The 13,999-nt window shown below is 44.2% G+C and carries 11 protein-coding genes; 4 read left to right on the top strand and 7 right to left on the bottom strand.

Features of this window, described 5'->3' with window-relative positions; genetic code table 11:
- Window positions 1-17: 17 nt before the first annotated feature.
- The 6 genes from L4D76_RS12715 to ccoN all read right to left on the bottom strand — a co-directional run bounded on the left by L4D76_RS12715 (window position 18) and on the right by ccoN (window position 6,279).
- On the bottom strand, window positions 18-2,450 hold the full coding sequence (locus tag L4D76_RS12715; protein WP_428441265.1) for a heavy metal translocating P-type ATPase: 2,433 nt from the start codon (window positions 2,448-2,450) through the stop codon (window positions 18-20).
- Window positions 2,447-2,938 (bottom strand): FixH family protein, encoded by a 492-nt coding sequence (locus L4D76_RS12710; protein ID WP_428441264.1) that lies wholly within the window; start codon window positions 2,936-2,938, stop codon window positions 2,447-2,449. Before L4D76_RS12710 ends, L4D76_RS12715 begins: the two co-directional genes overlap by 4 nt.
- 121 nt (window positions 2,939-3,059) lie before the next feature.
- Window positions 3,060-4,040: a cytochrome-c oxidase, cbb3-type subunit III gene (ccoP, locus tag L4D76_RS12705; RefSeq protein ID WP_428441263.1), complete on the bottom strand. Its 981-nt coding sequence runs from the start codon at window positions 4,038-4,040 to the stop codon at window positions 3,060-3,062.
- On the bottom strand, window positions 4,037-4,219 hold the full coding sequence (locus L4D76_RS12700; RefSeq protein ID WP_428441262.1) for a cbb3-type cytochrome oxidase subunit 3: 183 nt from the start codon (window positions 4,217-4,219) through the stop codon (window positions 4,037-4,039). Before L4D76_RS12700 ends, ccoP begins: the two co-directional genes overlap by 4 nt.
- Before the next feature lie 11 nt (window positions 4,220-4,230).
- Complete coding sequence (gene ccoO, locus L4D76_RS12695) at window positions 4,231-4,839, bottom strand: cytochrome-c oxidase, cbb3-type subunit II (RefSeq protein WP_428441261.1); 609 nt, start codon at window positions 4,837-4,839, stop codon at window positions 4,231-4,233.
- Between the two features lie 12 nt (window positions 4,840-4,851).
- Window positions 4,852-6,279 carry a cytochrome-c oxidase, cbb3-type subunit I gene (ccoN, locus tag L4D76_RS12690; RefSeq protein ID WP_428441260.1) on the bottom strand — a complete coding sequence of 476 codons (1,428 nt, stop codon included), beginning with the start codon at window positions 6,277-6,279 and terminating at the stop codon, window positions 4,852-4,854.
- Between the two features lie 277 nt (window positions 6,280-6,556).
- Between ccoN and L4D76_RS12685 the strand changes: the two genes are divergently transcribed.
- A complete protein-coding gene (locus L4D76_RS12685; RefSeq protein ID WP_428441259.1) occupies window positions 6,557-7,000 on the top strand; it encodes a hypothetical protein in 444 nt (147 codons plus the stop codon).
- Window positions 7,001-7,076: 76 nt separating this feature from the next.
- Here the strand turns inward: L4D76_RS12685 and L4D76_RS12680 are convergent, their stop codons facing one another.
- Window positions 7,077-7,802, bottom strand: a complete 726-nt coding sequence (locus tag L4D76_RS12680; protein WP_428441258.1) for an SDR family oxidoreductase — start codon at window positions 7,800-7,802, stop codon at window positions 7,077-7,079.
- Window positions 7,803-7,951: 149 nt separating this feature from the next.
- Here L4D76_RS12680 and L4D76_RS12675 point away from each other — a divergent pair, with 149 nt between their 5' ends.
- From L4D76_RS12675 to L4D76_RS12665, 3 genes are all read left to right on the top strand, one after another.
- Complete coding sequence (locus L4D76_RS12675; protein WP_428441257.1) at window positions 7,952-9,133, top strand: FIST signal transduction protein; 1,182 nt, start codon at window positions 7,952-7,954, stop codon at window positions 9,131-9,133.
- 3 nt (window positions 9,134-9,136) lie between these two features.
- Window positions 9,137-11,212, top strand: a complete 2,076-nt coding sequence (locus L4D76_RS12670; RefSeq protein ID WP_428441256.1) for a response regulator — start codon at window positions 9,137-9,139, stop codon at window positions 11,210-11,212.
- Between the two features lie 327 nt (window positions 11,213-11,539).
- Window positions 11,540-13,159, top strand: coding sequence for a methyl-accepting chemotaxis protein (locus tag L4D76_RS12665; RefSeq protein WP_428441255.1), 1,620 nt, complete (start codon window positions 11,540-11,542; stop codon window positions 13,157-13,159).
- Window positions 13,160-13,999: the final 840 nt, after the last annotated feature.

Below are 13,999 nucleotides of genomic sequence, written 5' to 3'. Positions count from 1 at the left end.
GTATTAATATGTAAAGACTAGCCATTTTCTTTTMATAACCTTAAAGAATTTGATACAACAATGATCGAGCTGGCTGACATGCCAACAACGGCGATGTAAGGAGCAACAAAACCAGCAACCGCCAGCGGCAGAATAATGAGGTTATAACCCAAGGCCCACACCAGATTTTCGCGGATGATCTTTTTGGTGCGCAAAGCCAGCTGTCGTGCACGTAAAATGCGTGAGAGCTGATCCCCTAACAACACCATATCTGCCGATGATTTTGCGACGTCCGTACCACCGCCCATGGCGACAGAAAGGTGGGCACCAGCCAGAACGGGTGCATCATTGACACCATCACCAATCATAAGGGCGACATCGGTAGTCTCAAGGCTACGCAAATAGGCGAGTTTACCTTCTGGTGTGACACCTGAAACCAACTTATTGACTTGTAGTTTATCCGCAACCGCCTGTGCACTGATAGAGTTGTCACCCGTTAACATGGTGACTTGAATGCCGGCGGCCTGAAATTGCTGAACGAGCTCTGCACTATCCTGACGAATTGGATCGTCTAATTTAAATGCCGCCACCAATTGGCGATCACATGAAAGCCAGACCTGGTAGCTATTATCAGCGTTATTTATCAGTACTTCAGCGTCAGGATTGCTTTCCAGTACAAACGGAAGTTGCCCAATTCGCCATTCCTGACCATTACGCTGACCTTTTAACCCGCAACCAATCACATTTTCCACAGACTCAAAACCATATCGGGTATCTTCGTCTTCTATAGATCGACCGCGGTAAGCAGAAAATGCCTTGGCAATAGGGTGGTTGGCAAATTTTTCCAGCTCAGCAGCAAAAAACAGTGCCTGTGGCTGTGTGAACTCGCCGAATAGCTGAGTATCAACAAGGCGAACATTACCTTCCGTTAACGTCCCCGTTTTATCAATAACTAGCTGGTTGATCTTACATAGCGTTTCGAGCACGTGACCACGGCGAAGCAGAATTCCCAAACGCCCTAAACTTGACGTCGAACATGTTAATGCCGTTGGTGTGGCCAGTGACAAGGCACAGGGGCAGGTCGCAACCAAAACAGCAAGGGTGATCCAAAGCGCATCGTCCGGTTGATATTGATGCCAGTACAACCATGTACCCGCAGCAATAATCAAGATCCCAGCGACAAAATAACGTGCTACGACATCGGCCAGCACCGCGACCTTCGGCTTCGACATCTGCGCTTCATCTTGCAGGCGGACAATGTTGGAAATCAGCGAGTTCTGACGGTCCTTCATAACCTTAAGGGTAATGTTACCTTCACCGTTGATGGTTCCGGCAAAGATCTGATCGCCGACACGGCGGGGGACCGGCATCGGTTCACCCGTTAGCATAGATTCATCTATGGTTGTTTCGCCCTGTAAGATCTCACCATCGGCAGGTAAGCTTTCACCGGGCAAGATGGTGACAACGTCACCGACCTTCAATGTTTTAGCGGCAACCTGAGAACCATCTTCTAATGTGGCCATTGCAGGAACCAATTTTAATAAGTTCGCACTGGCTGCTGCGGCATGACGTCGGGCGCGCATTTCAAGAAAACGGCCAAGCAAGAGGAAGAAGGTAAACATCGAGATGGACTCGAAGAAGACTTCGCCTTTCTCCGTAACGGTGGCGTATAAGCTGGCGACGTAAGCAAACAATAAGGCTATCGATACAGGAACATCCATGCCTAGTGTTCGGGCTTTTATATTACGCCAGGCATTCATGTAGAAAGGTAAGGCGGAATAGAGCAGTACAGGCGTGGCGAAAATTAAACTGACCCAACGAAGGTAGTTTCTGAATTCGGTATCTAAATCACCGAAGACTTCAAAATACAAAGCAACCGCGAGCATCATTACTTGCATGGTCGCAATACCGGCAACACCTAAGCGATAGAGGTATTGCTTCATGGTGTTGTGATATTGCTGCTCTTGAGCATCGGCTTCAAAGGGTGCGGCTTTGTAACCCAGTTGATGAATAGCGGAAAGAAGCTGGCTGAGTTTGGCTTCTGCAGGATCCCATTTTAGTAAGGCACGGTGGGTTGTGGTATTGACCCGAATGGAAACGACGCCCGCTTCACGCATCAATTGCTTTTCGATAAGCCAGGCACATGCCGCACAGGAAACACCATCAAGAGAGAGGGAGACCTCTTTGCTGTTTTCTACATCACGAACAAATTCTTGCTGAACTTCTTCATGATCATAAAGTAATAACGATTTCAGTTTTTGCGGAACTAACTCGGCTTTTTCTGCCGGAGCGGTACGATATACATAATAAGAGGTCAGCCCGCTTTCAACGATGGTTGTGGCGACGGCTTCACAACCCGGGCAACACATATCACGTGTTTTGCCCAGTATCTCAACTTCATAGTGGTAACCCTGTGGAACAGGATCACCGCAGTGGTAACAGTCAATAATTCTGTTTGTCTCTTTTGTCATTCCTTGATCTGCCCGTACAACGAAATCGGGTCGGACGTTGGTAAGTTAACACGACCTTGCAACATCCAATCGCCATCAAATGGTTCAAGCTCAACAAACCAAGGGCCTTGCAGTGGCTGCGAGGAGTTAAAGCGATAAGTCCCTTTCAGATCGGCACTGACCATCTGGGTGAAATCATTATTGGCTAGAGTACGGTGTGTAAAGGTAACACGCAAGTTTGGATAGTCTGCGAGCTCTCCTTTATCAAAATTCAATACAATACTATTTTCGTCAACATTGACGGAAGCTTTAAGCTTTAATGCATCAGAGACTCTCAGGCGAGAAATATCGACATTAATGGCTTTCCCTTTCTTGTAATAATCCTCTGCAACAAGATCGACCTGGTTTTGGGAAAAGATATACACAGCGGTAAGGCTGTAAATAACCGAGGTTGCAGGAATAGCAATAACGAACCAAGGCCAAAACTGCTTATACCATGGTTTTTGCATGATGATTACCTTTGAAGAGTAGATGGTATTAGCCCCTGAAAATAACAGGGGCTAAGTTTTATGTCTCAGTTATAATTGCTAATTATATCATTAACATGTAACTGATTATTAACAGTAAAAGTTACTTGGCTGTATCGTTAGTCAAGCTCCATACATAGGCAGAGATTAGCTGAATTTTATCTTCATCCAACACACCGTTCCATGCTGGCATCACACCTTGACGACCATGCATAACCGTGGCTTCAACTGCACGACGAGAACCGCCATACAACCAAGTGCTATCTGTTAAGTCAGGGGCGCCGAATGCTGGATTACCTTTACCATCCGTACCGTGGCATGCCGCGCAAACAACGAAGCGTTGTTTACCCGCCGCTGCATCTTTAGCATTCACTTTACGGCCAGACAGACCTAGTACATAGCTAGTGACTTCTTTAGTCCCGTCTTTACCCAGTACATCTCCCCAAGCAGGCATAACCCCAATACGACCACTCATGATGGTTGTTTTGATCGTTTCAGCTTCACCGCCATATAACCACGCATCATCGGTTAGGTTAGGGAAGCCAGCCTGCCCACGGGCACCTGAACCATGGCATTGCGCACAGTTCTGAATAAACAGACGCTGGCCGACTTTAATGGCTTCAGAATTACCGGCAATCTCAGTAATAGGAAGCAGGGTGTTACCTGACGCATCGTATGCCAGAATTTTAAATGTCTCACCGAATTTTGCTTCAGCTTCATCCAACTCTTTTGCATATTGATCCAAACGCTTGTCTTGCTGAGCGTTAGCGATAGAAATACGAGATTCTTCAACGGTTCGAACGGTCTGGTCAGAACTTTGCCAACCTAAAAAGCCTTTGTAATTACCTAATCCCGGGTAAAGGAATAAATAAAGTACGCTGAAGACTAATGTGGCCCAAAACATGTAGGACCACCATTTAGGCAGCGGGTTATTGATCTCACGAATACCGTCGTATTCGTGCCCCATATCTTCGCCTTCTTCAACACCCATGGTGTCTTTGCTACACCAGTAAAGCAGGCCTGCAATACCAACCAGGCTGCCAATAGTGATGACGCTAATCCATAGACTCCAAAACGTAGTCATGCTTCCTGACTCCTGTCATTCTCACGCGTAAGCAAATCTTTATCTTCATCCGCAAACACTAAATTTGCAGCTTCATTAAATTCAGATTTGCGGCGCTTACTATATGCCCAAAAGAAAATACCAATGAAGCTGATGAACAAGACAACAGTCCAAACACTATGAATGGTTATAATATCCATATGGTATCTCCCTATTTCATCGCGTGACCAAGTGACTGAAGGTAAGCAATAACAGCATCCATTTCAGTCTTGCCTTTCACGTCTTCGCCGGCATTAGCAACTTGCTCTTCAGTGTACGGAACACCAAAAGTATCTCGGAAAAGAGCAAGCTTTTTAGATGTTAACTTTCCATCAAGCTCGTTTTCTTCCAACCAAGGGAAGCCAGGCATATTTGACTCAGGTACAACAGCGCGAGGATCACGCAAATGCACACGGTGCCAGTCATCAGAATATCGATCGCCAACGCGAGCTAAGTCAGGACCAGTACGTTTTGAGCCCCAAAGGAATGGGTGTTCCCATACACTTTCACCCGCAACGGAGTAGTGACCATAACGTTCTGTCTCAGAACGGAAAGGACGGATCATCTGACTGTGACAAACGTTACAGCCTTCACGGATATAAATATCACGACCTTCCATTTCTAACGCCGTATAAGGGCGCAGATTTTCAACAGGCTCTGTCGTCTGCTCCTGATAAAGAAGCGGCGTAATTTCTACCAGCGCACCAAAACTGATGGCGATAACAATAAGGATCGCCAGGAGGCCGACATTCTTTTCTACAATTTCATGACGATTGCTCATATGTCGAACTCCTTATGCTGGTTGCTCTGTTGCTTGCAGGCTTTCTTTCGGCGCAGAAATGGTCTTATAGGCGTTATACGCCATTAGGAACATGCCACTCAGGAAGATAAAACCACCAACAAAACGAACAAAGTAGAACGGATAAGACGCTTGTAGAGACTCTACGAAGCTATATGTCAGGGTACCGTCTGTATTGACTGCACGCCACATCAGGCCTTGCATAACACCGGAGATCCACATAGCTACGATATACAGAACCGTACCAATCGTTGCCAGCCAGAAGTGAACGTTGATCAGTTGTACTGAGTACATACGACCTTGGCCAAACAGTTTAGGAATCAGGTGATAAACAGAACCGATAGAGACCATTGCAACCCAACCTAACGCACCAGAGTGAACATGACCGATGGTCCAGTCAGTATAGTGAGAGAGAGCGTTGACCGTTTTAATAGCCATCATCGGGCCTTCGAAGGTAGACATACCGTAGAAAGACAATGAAACCACTAAGAAACGGAGGATTGGATCATAACGTAGCTTATGCCATGCGCCGGAAAGGGTCATGATACCGTTGATCATGCCGCCCCATGATGGCGCAAACAGAACCAGCGACATCACCATACCTAACGACTGAGTCCAGTCAGGCAGGGCAGTATAATGAAGGTGGTGAGGACCAGCCCAAATATACAACGAAATCAATGCCCAGAAGTGCACAACAGAAAGACGGTATGAGTAAATCGGACGACCCGCTTGCTTAGGAACAAAATAGTACATCATGCCTAAGAAGCCCGCTGTAAGTAAGAAACCTACCGCGTTGTGGCCGTACCACCACTGAACCATCGCATCCACAGCGCCTGAATAAACCGAATAGGATTTAGTCATAGAGACGGGGATAGCCAAACTGTTCACAATGTGAAGTACTGCTACCGTTAAAATAAAGGCACCAAAGAACCAGTTCGCAACATAAATGTGCGAGGTCTTTCTTTTAATCATGGTACCGAAAAAGACAATGGCATAGGCTACCCATACAGCTGTAATAGCGATATCAATCGGCCATTCCAGCTCTGCGTATTCTTTACCTGAGGTCCAACCCATCGGCAGTGAGATTGCCGCGGAAAGGATAACCGCTTGCCAGCCCCAGAAGGTGAACGCTGCTAACTTTCCACCGAATAATCTTGTTTGACAAGTACGCTGAACTACGTAATAAGACGTAGCAAATAGCGCACTGGTACCGAATGCGAAGATCACTGCATTAGTATGCAATGGACGCAGACGGCTGTATGTCAACCAAGGGGTATCGAAGTTTAGCGCTGGCCACACCAGCTGAGCGGCAATTAATACACCAACGCTCATACCGACAATTCCCCATAGTATGGTAACTAAGGTAAATTGACGTACGACCGTATAGTTGTAGCTTTCTTCAAGCTGCTTTACTTGGCTCATATTGCATGCTTCCACTTTGAATTGTTCAACTACACTCTTACTTTCCTTGTGCGAACAACTAGTTGTCGCAATGCCACCCAAAGCTTGTTAAATGTCTTGTTGTTTTTTTGAACAACTCAACAATCAAATTGCTATTTTATTGTAAAAGTGGCATTTTCAATGCGCATAATACTTCAGTTAACATGTGAATAACAGGGTGGTACCCACATATCATTTACGGTTAAGCAACATTTGTGTGAAAACTTTGAACCCTGTAACACGGGAAGCGTGGAAAAAAATGGCAGCAGAAAAACTAACAAAATCTCGATTGATCCAAATCTTATTTTTAATGACAGTTTTAATTACAGCATTTGTATGGAGAACAATCACATATAATGAATCGAAACTAGCAGAGGAAAATGCTATTCAATGCCAGGTTAAAGCAGGATCATGTGTGTTCGAAAAGGAACAACAAGAGCTGGTAATCACCTTATCGCCTTCACCAGCCGTTGCGGAATCCCCCCTTATCGTACAAATTGGTAACGTAAATGTTAAACCAACGGCAACCGTCGAAGGTATTGATATGTTTATGGGTAAGATACCGGTGGTTTTTGAACAAAAAGGAGAGGTTTGGTTAGGACATTTTAGTGTTCCAGCTTGTATTCACCCTCAAATGGACTGGGCGATGGATCTTCGGCTGGGCGGTAAGAAGGTTATTGTAAAATTTACCGTGATAAAGTGATTCGAAATCAACAAGATTGCATCACCAGTTTGTCTGAAATTAAGGCCTGGGTTTCCAAGCCTTAATTTCATCATGTTTATTGGGCATAAATCATCTTTTTCGTCATCCCGCCATCAAGGGTGAAATTTTGCCCGGTGATAAATCCAGACTGCTCACTGAGCAAAAATGTAACCATAGAAGCGACATCATCAACGTGGCCGACACGTCCTGTTAAGTGTTGCTGTTCATCAACAGGGCGTAATGTTTCATCTGTTGTATTGATCCAACCCGGAGAGATGCAATTGACCCGTATGTCTGGGCCTAAACTGTTTGCTAAGGCATGAGTCAATGCAACCAGTCCACCTTTGGATGCACTGTAGGCTTCTGTATTCGGTTCAGACTGTTGCGCACGGGTTGAGCTGATATTAACCACCGAGCCTTTTGATTCTCTAAGCAACGGCAGACAAAGTTTGGTTAACATTAATGGCGCAGTTAAGTTGACTTGCAACACCCGGTTCCAATCGTATATATCTAATCGATCTAAAGGGGGGTTATAAGGATTGGCTATTGCAGCGTTATTGACCAGGCCATCTAACTGGCCAAACTGAGAACCAATCTCATTGATCACGGCAGAAAGCTCTGATTCAATGGTAACATCAGCGCAACGAAACCGGATCCGGGGCTCTTCTGCAACCAACTCAAATCCGGCTTCTTCATTAATGTCAATCGCGATGACAATAGCATTGATCTTAACGAGCATTTTGCAAATACTTTTGCCAATGCCGTTAGCACCACCAGTCACCAAAAACACTTTGCTAGTCATTGATTCCCTTCATTTTCGACAGTTTTCTATAATGTTATTCATTAGCGGCTAACAGACATCAGACTTTAGCCATAAAATGACATTACTTGCTGATTGCTGAGTAAAAAGTGTCTATTATGGGACAAAGTAATAATTAACAGTAACTAAATATGGATATAGCAACCAGTTTCTCCGCCTTTCATTTATCCGAACATGCTATTTCAGATGCTATTCGCAAACTGAACCTGAAAATAGCGAACCCTAAGCTGGTATTAGCCTATTTTTCCGAAAATTATGATGAGAGCCTGCTCCAGACTACCTTGCAGGAAGCGTATCCACACGCACAAATATTAGGGTGTTCATCTTGTCAGGGAGTTATGACAGATGAAGGCTATAACCGTGGTGAAGGTATTGCATTATGGGCAATGAATGACTACTCCGGTGCATTTGGCACTGCCATTGTCTCAACCAATCAAGCCCCCTTCGACATGGCTCGCCAAGCGGTATTACGTGCAATTGAAAATAGCGGTCGACCAGGTGAACTTCCGGCATTAATTTTGCTGCACGCAACTCCAGGAAACGAAGAAGACATTATCAGGGGAATAGAATATGAGCTGGGTACATCGGTTCCTATTATCGGCGGAAGTGCTGCAGATGATTTTGCACAAGGAAACTGGAAGCTATTTACTCATGAACAAAGCACGCAAAATGGCGTAGGTCTATGCGTGTTTTACCCTTCCTGTCAAGTGAGCTATTCGTTTCATTCTGGTTATGCCAGTACCGGAATGTCAGCCATAGTGACTCGTGTTGAAGGGCGGGAAATCATTGAGCTGGATAACCAACCCGCTATCGAAATGTATCAGAGCTGGCTGGGAATAAACTCAAGCGACGACGATACCGAGAGCATTATTAGCGAAAGTAGCTTAAGTCCCTTAGGCCGAGTGGTTGGTAAAGTGCATGATTTACCCTATTTCAAACTCGCTCACCCTAGAACAGTCACTGAAAGAGGGGGGATTGAGCTGTTTACTACAGTCGAGGAAGGTGAACGACTCTATTTAATGGAAGGTACGGAAGAACGCCTGATCACCAGGGCGGGTAGGGTTATCGATTCGGCTAATGATATCAATAATAGTCGAGAGTTAGATCCCATCGGGGGGATCACCATCTACTGTGCCGGTTGCATGTTAAAAGTACAGCATAGAATGAATCAAGTTGCCCATTATGTTAATCGGGCCATGCATAGTGCACCTTTTGTTTGTCCATTCACGTACGGTGAGCAAGGGCAATTTATTGGTGGCGAAAATGCCCACGGCAATTTAATGATCTCAGCCGTTTTATTTCATAGGGATTAGTAAATGCCAAGTTTTGAATCAGAAAAACTACAAGAGACATTACTTGATTTATTGCGAAGTCAGGACAGAGAAAATCAATTAAGGGATGAAAACTCAGCTATTCTTGCTGGAATATCCGCCATGGCAGGTGCCAACAATAAACGACAGGTATTTAACAGTTTATTGGCCGTACTACGAAAATATATTGGTTTCGAACATGCACTGGTTCTTACCCGTGACGATGAAGCTGCACCGCTACAAGAGCTTGTATCGACTTGTCCGGTGTTTGAATCCAGTATATGGGCGGTTGATAACACATTTTCCCGTTGTCTTAATGGTGAAAGTGTAGCGTTGTTCTCACCCCAAAATGTGAATGAATTTAAAACATTGAGTTCAGACATGCTTAATTACTGTCAATCGGCTTTATTGACAGGGGTCAAAGTGAGTTCAGGAGATGCATTACTCCTTTTTTTCCATTCAGAGCGAAGTCAATTTACACCGCATTGCCGCCGGGTACTCGACCGTTTTCGTCCTTTACTTGAGCGTGCCATTATTGATATTGATTATCGCGAGCGTCTTCAATCACTTGTCACGGTTCGAACGCAAGAACTGACTCATAGCCAGCAACGATTCAAAGACTTTGCGAAAACGGTCGGGGACTGGTTTTGGGAAATTGATACCGATTATCAATTTACCTATATATCAGCGCCACATTTAGCAAACCATGTCATTGATGACGATAGCATTTTTGAAATATTTGGTGAGCAGTTGGAGCTACGGTCTCAGCTTTTACGAAAATTAGAGAATAAAGAAGCTTTCGAAGATCTAGAGTGGCAATTACCTGACCATGAAGGTGGCTTGTGGATTAGTTTGAGCGGTACCCCGTATTTCAATAAACAAGGGAAATTAGTTGGTTATCGGGGAACAGCCAAAGACATTACCAATCGCAAGCAACGTTTGTTTGAATTACAGCAAGCACGAAAACAAGCCGAATCCGCCAACAAAGCCAAATCAGAGTTTCTGGCCATGATGAGCCATGAGATCCGATCGCCATTGAATGCGGTGTTAGGTTTGATGGACACGTTATCTGATTCAGGTCTCAATCATGAACAAGTAGGGTGGGTGAGCCAGATGGATCAATCTGCTCAACTGCTTCTTACGATCATCAATGATATTTTAGATTTGTCACGTATCGAGTCTGGCAATTTTGAGTTATTTAATACTGAAATGTGTATTGCAGACAGTGTTAATCTCGTCGTTAATCAACTGAGAGATCAAGCGAATCGGAAAGGAATCGCATTAACCTCGGAAATAGATTCATCAGTACCCATTAGTATGCTTGGTGATAAAAACCGGGTGGCGCAGGTAATGTTCAATCTGATTGGCAATGCGATCAAGTTTACGAACTCGGGCTCTGTTCGAGTGGTGGTTAAAGCTGTTGATGAACAGATTGAAATTGCGGTGAGCGATACAGGTATAGGAATTGCTCCAAGAGCTCAGAAGACTTTGTTTAATCCATTTGTTCAAGCCGATGGCAGCATTACTCGACGCTATGGCGGCACGGGATTAGGGCTCGCAATTAGCCAGCATCTGATTAATAAGATGAACGGGAAAATTTCGCTCAGCAGCATGTTATGTGTAGGAAGCTGCTTCACCGTTTCGATTCCGATCGTACCAGTGACAGAAACAACGATTAAAGAGTCACCACAGCAGTTATCAGCGTCAGATCGCTCGCTCAATATTTTGCTGGCTGAAGATAGTAATACCAATCAACTTGTCGCGAAGCTCATGCTTGAAAAACGCGGCCACCGCGTACAGATTGCAAATAATGGCGATGAAGCAGTCAGAGCATTACAAAAAGAGCATGAGCAATTTGATATTGTTTTGATGGACATTTCAATGCCAGTACTGGATGGATTGCAAGCTACAAGATTGTTACGAGAAAGAGAAATTCAAATTCCAATCATCGCGTTAACGGCTAATGCTATGCAATCGGATAAAGACGAATGCCAAAAAGCAGGCATGGATGATTTCTTAGCCAAACCGATCCGCTCAACAGAGCTAAACCAGATGCTCAGCAAATACCAGGTGCTAGCTTAAATATTCGTGGTCGAGATATTAACGCGGCTGACATGGTTGGATCATGTCAGCCGTTTTTCTTTGCAGAAAAACAGCATCCTCCATAGATAACCAATGACTGATAATACCTCCATATACTAAATCTGAACATTATACGAGCAGCGAATTATATCTATGTCTTGAAAAATAGACAAAACACGACTATCAATATTCTCATGTGTGCATATGTTTCATATTGTTAGTGATCGATGTCATTCGATTTGTCTTTTGATCGATTGGTATTTTGTAAAAACCTCATTGCTGACTCGCACCTCAATCGGATTCTGTGAATAAGAGACGAGGAATATTATGTTCAAATTAAGCAACTTAATGGTTAGAAGTAAATTAATCTCGCTTGTTGTCACCGCAATTCTATTACTAGTAAGCGTAAGTATTTATAACTTATTCGAACAAAGAAAAAGCGCTTATCTGGAACGTGAAGCCTCATTAAAATCTCAAGTTGAGTTGGCTATCAGTATTATTGATCACTACGCCCAACAACAAGCGGTGCTAGGGCAGAAAAATGCTCAGCAGCAAGCCATCGCAATGATCAATGCTGTTCGTTACGACAATAACAACTATTTTTGGATCACCGATCCCGATTTGAATATAGTTACTCACCCTTTAAAACCTCAATTACAGGGCACCAATGCCAGCCAGCTTACTGATGGGGTAGGTAAGTATCATTGGCGTGAAATGGCGGCTATTAGTCGTCAAAGTGGTGAAGGGTATCTCGATTACAGTTGGCGTGCGCCAAATGGTGATATTGCTCCTAAGCTTTCGTTTGTTCAACTTTCTCCAGCCTGGAATTGGATTATCGGTACAGGTATTCACGTCAAAGACATTGAAGAAGCGTTTCAGCGCGCAGCTATTAATATCGGTTTTATTGCTGCAGTCGCGATGATAATACTATTGAGTGCTGGTTATGCTATTAGCCATGATATTTCAAAACCGCTCGAGGGTCTTGTCGATAAGTTTCAGACCATTGCTGAGGGTGATTTGAGTGTTAATTGTCATTTAGAGCGTCATGATGAAATTGGTAAGCTGGCTCGTCGTATGGATATATCAATTAGCAGTATTCGTGAAGTGATAACGGCGGCAAATGTGTCAGCCAGTAAATCAGCGGAAATGGCCAGTTCAATAGCATCCGCCAGTGAAGAGAGTGCGTACAGTATTCAATCCCAACATATTCAATTAGAGCAATTGGCAACGGCCATGAATGAAATGACAGCGACTGTTGCCGATGTGGCTCGTAACGCCGAACAAACGTCGCTGACCACTGAAGGCGTATCGCAAAGAGCCTCTGCTAGCAGTGATAAAATTGCTGCGACGACACAAAATATACAGCAGGTCGCACAAGAAATTTCACATGCTGACAGGTTGGTTGATCAATTAAAACAAGGGGTACTACAAATTGGTGAAGTAGCCGATGTGATTAAAGGGATCTCTGAACAGACAAATCTATTGGCGCTGAATGCGGCGATTGAAGCAGCACGCGCCGGTGATCAAGGGCGAGGCTTTGCGGTGGTCGCTGATGAGGTACGCAATCTGGCTCAACGGACACAGATCTCAACAGAAGAAATTCAATCGACAATCAATACCTTGACTCAGGGGGCTCTTGAAGCGGCTGATGCAATGCAATCCAGTCATCAAAGTAGCCAACGCAGTGTTGATACAGCCAAAGACAGTCAAAAAGAACTCCAAAACCTGGTTGATGAGTTGTACCAATCTAATGATCGCGTTGCACAGATTGCGGCGGCGGCAGAGCAACAAGGTACGGTATCCGAAGACATTAATCGAAATGTTAGCAGCATTGATCTGTCTGCCAATGAAGTAAATGCCGCAGCCCAGCATCTAGCGAATCATAGCCAAACGCTGGCGGTAACTGCAGAAGAGTTACAACGACAACTGCAGCATTTTAAAGTTTAAGTCTTAAAAGTTGCTATTTAAATCTTCTAAAACGGTCGAGCCATTAAATTTACACGGCTGACATGGCTGGGTCATGTCAGCCGTTTTTCGTTGTAGCAAAATAGACACAGATCTAGAGCTGGCAAATGTTATGACATTTGTCAGCTCTGTAATTAACAACGAACTTGAAGATCAAGGCAAACTGACCATTTGCAGAAGAGCTTAAAGTAAGTGTTAATTACCTATTTTATGGTAAATAGCCAATACTGTTAAATTGTACAGTAGTAAGAGATAGAAAGAGAAGAGCGAGGAAAGAGGCGGTATTGAGAGATAAGTTAATATAGAACCATTAATACTCTATTTAACATAATATACATAATGCGCACTACAGAACAGAGTGTGTGAGATCTAGTTAGAAGTGTCATGTTTGAGCCAGTTAGAAATGTCATGTTGGTTTACCTTCAGATCGCGTCGATCCTACTCGCATTCTCAGTTTGAGCGCCGGTTATGTTTGAAATACTTGTGTGACCGTTGATTTTAAAATCTTTGCCTCTTATGGATCGGATTAGCTTAAATTTTTTCATTTGGCTCGTATGTTATTTGATGATTTGCACCTCGTCAGATTAAAACGATGTGCTGTCAGTCGTCATCTCTGGCAGACACTGTCATTACATTCAGAGCCACACTTGCTTGATCATCGTAATTCATCTCGCAGGAAATATTGATTGACCAGAGATCCACATACACAGAGTCTTCCGCTATTACGAATGCTGCTTGTTCATCGGGCTTATTGGGTTCTCTCGCATATGGATCCCGGATAAGCGCTGGTTACGTTCTCTGTAGAATGCTAAGTTTTAGGGA

Source organism: Photobacterium sagamiensis (assembly GCF_050337085.1).
GTDB lineage: Bacteria > Pseudomonadota > Gammaproteobacteria > Enterobacterales > Vibrionaceae > Photobacterium > Photobacterium sagamiensis.
The sequence above is the reverse complement of the archived record's forward strand: the minus strand, read 5'-3'. Positions and strand labels throughout refer to the sequence as shown.

What these genes read in the sequence shown, in the direction of transcription:
- L4D76_RS12670 (WP_428441256.1), top strand. Translation starts at nt 9,137, where the DNA reads ATGCCAAGTTTTGAATCAGAAAAACTACAAGAGACATTACTTGATTTA.
- L4D76_RS12710 (WP_428441264.1), bottom strand. Translation starts at nt 2,938, where the DNA reads ATGCAAAAACCATGGTATAAGCAGTTTTGGCCTTGGTTCGTTATTGCT.
- L4D76_RS12680 (WP_428441258.1), bottom strand. Translation starts at nt 7,802, where the DNA reads ATGACTAGCAAAGTGTTTTTGGTGACTGGTGGTGCTAACGGCATTGGC.
- L4D76_RS12685 (WP_428441259.1), top strand. Translation starts at nt 6,557, where the DNA reads ATGGCAGCAGAAAAACTAACAAAATCTCGATTGATCCAAATCTTATTT.
- L4D76_RS12675 (WP_428441257.1), top strand. Translation starts at nt 7,952, where the DNA reads ATGGATATAGCAACCAGTTTCTCCGCCTTTCATTTATCCGAACATGCT.
- ccoP (WP_428441263.1), bottom strand. Translation starts at nt 4,040, where the DNA reads ATGACTACGTTTTGGAGTCTATGGATTAGCGTCATCACTATTGGCAGC.
- L4D76_RS12665 (WP_428441255.1), top strand. Translation starts at nt 11,540, where the DNA reads ATGTTCAAATTAAGCAACTTAATGGTTAGAAGTAAATTAATCTCGCTT.
- L4D76_RS12700 (WP_428441262.1), bottom strand. Translation starts at nt 4,219, where the DNA reads ATGGATATTATAACCATTCATAGTGTTTGGACTGTTGTCTTGTTCATC.
- ccoN (WP_428441260.1), bottom strand. Translation starts at nt 6,279, where the DNA reads ATGAGCCAAGTAAAGCAGCTTGAAGAAAGCTACAACTATACGGTCGTA.
- ccoO (WP_428441261.1), bottom strand. Translation starts at nt 4,839, where the DNA reads ATGAGCAATCGTCATGAAATTGTAGAAAAGAATGTCGGCCTCCTGGCG.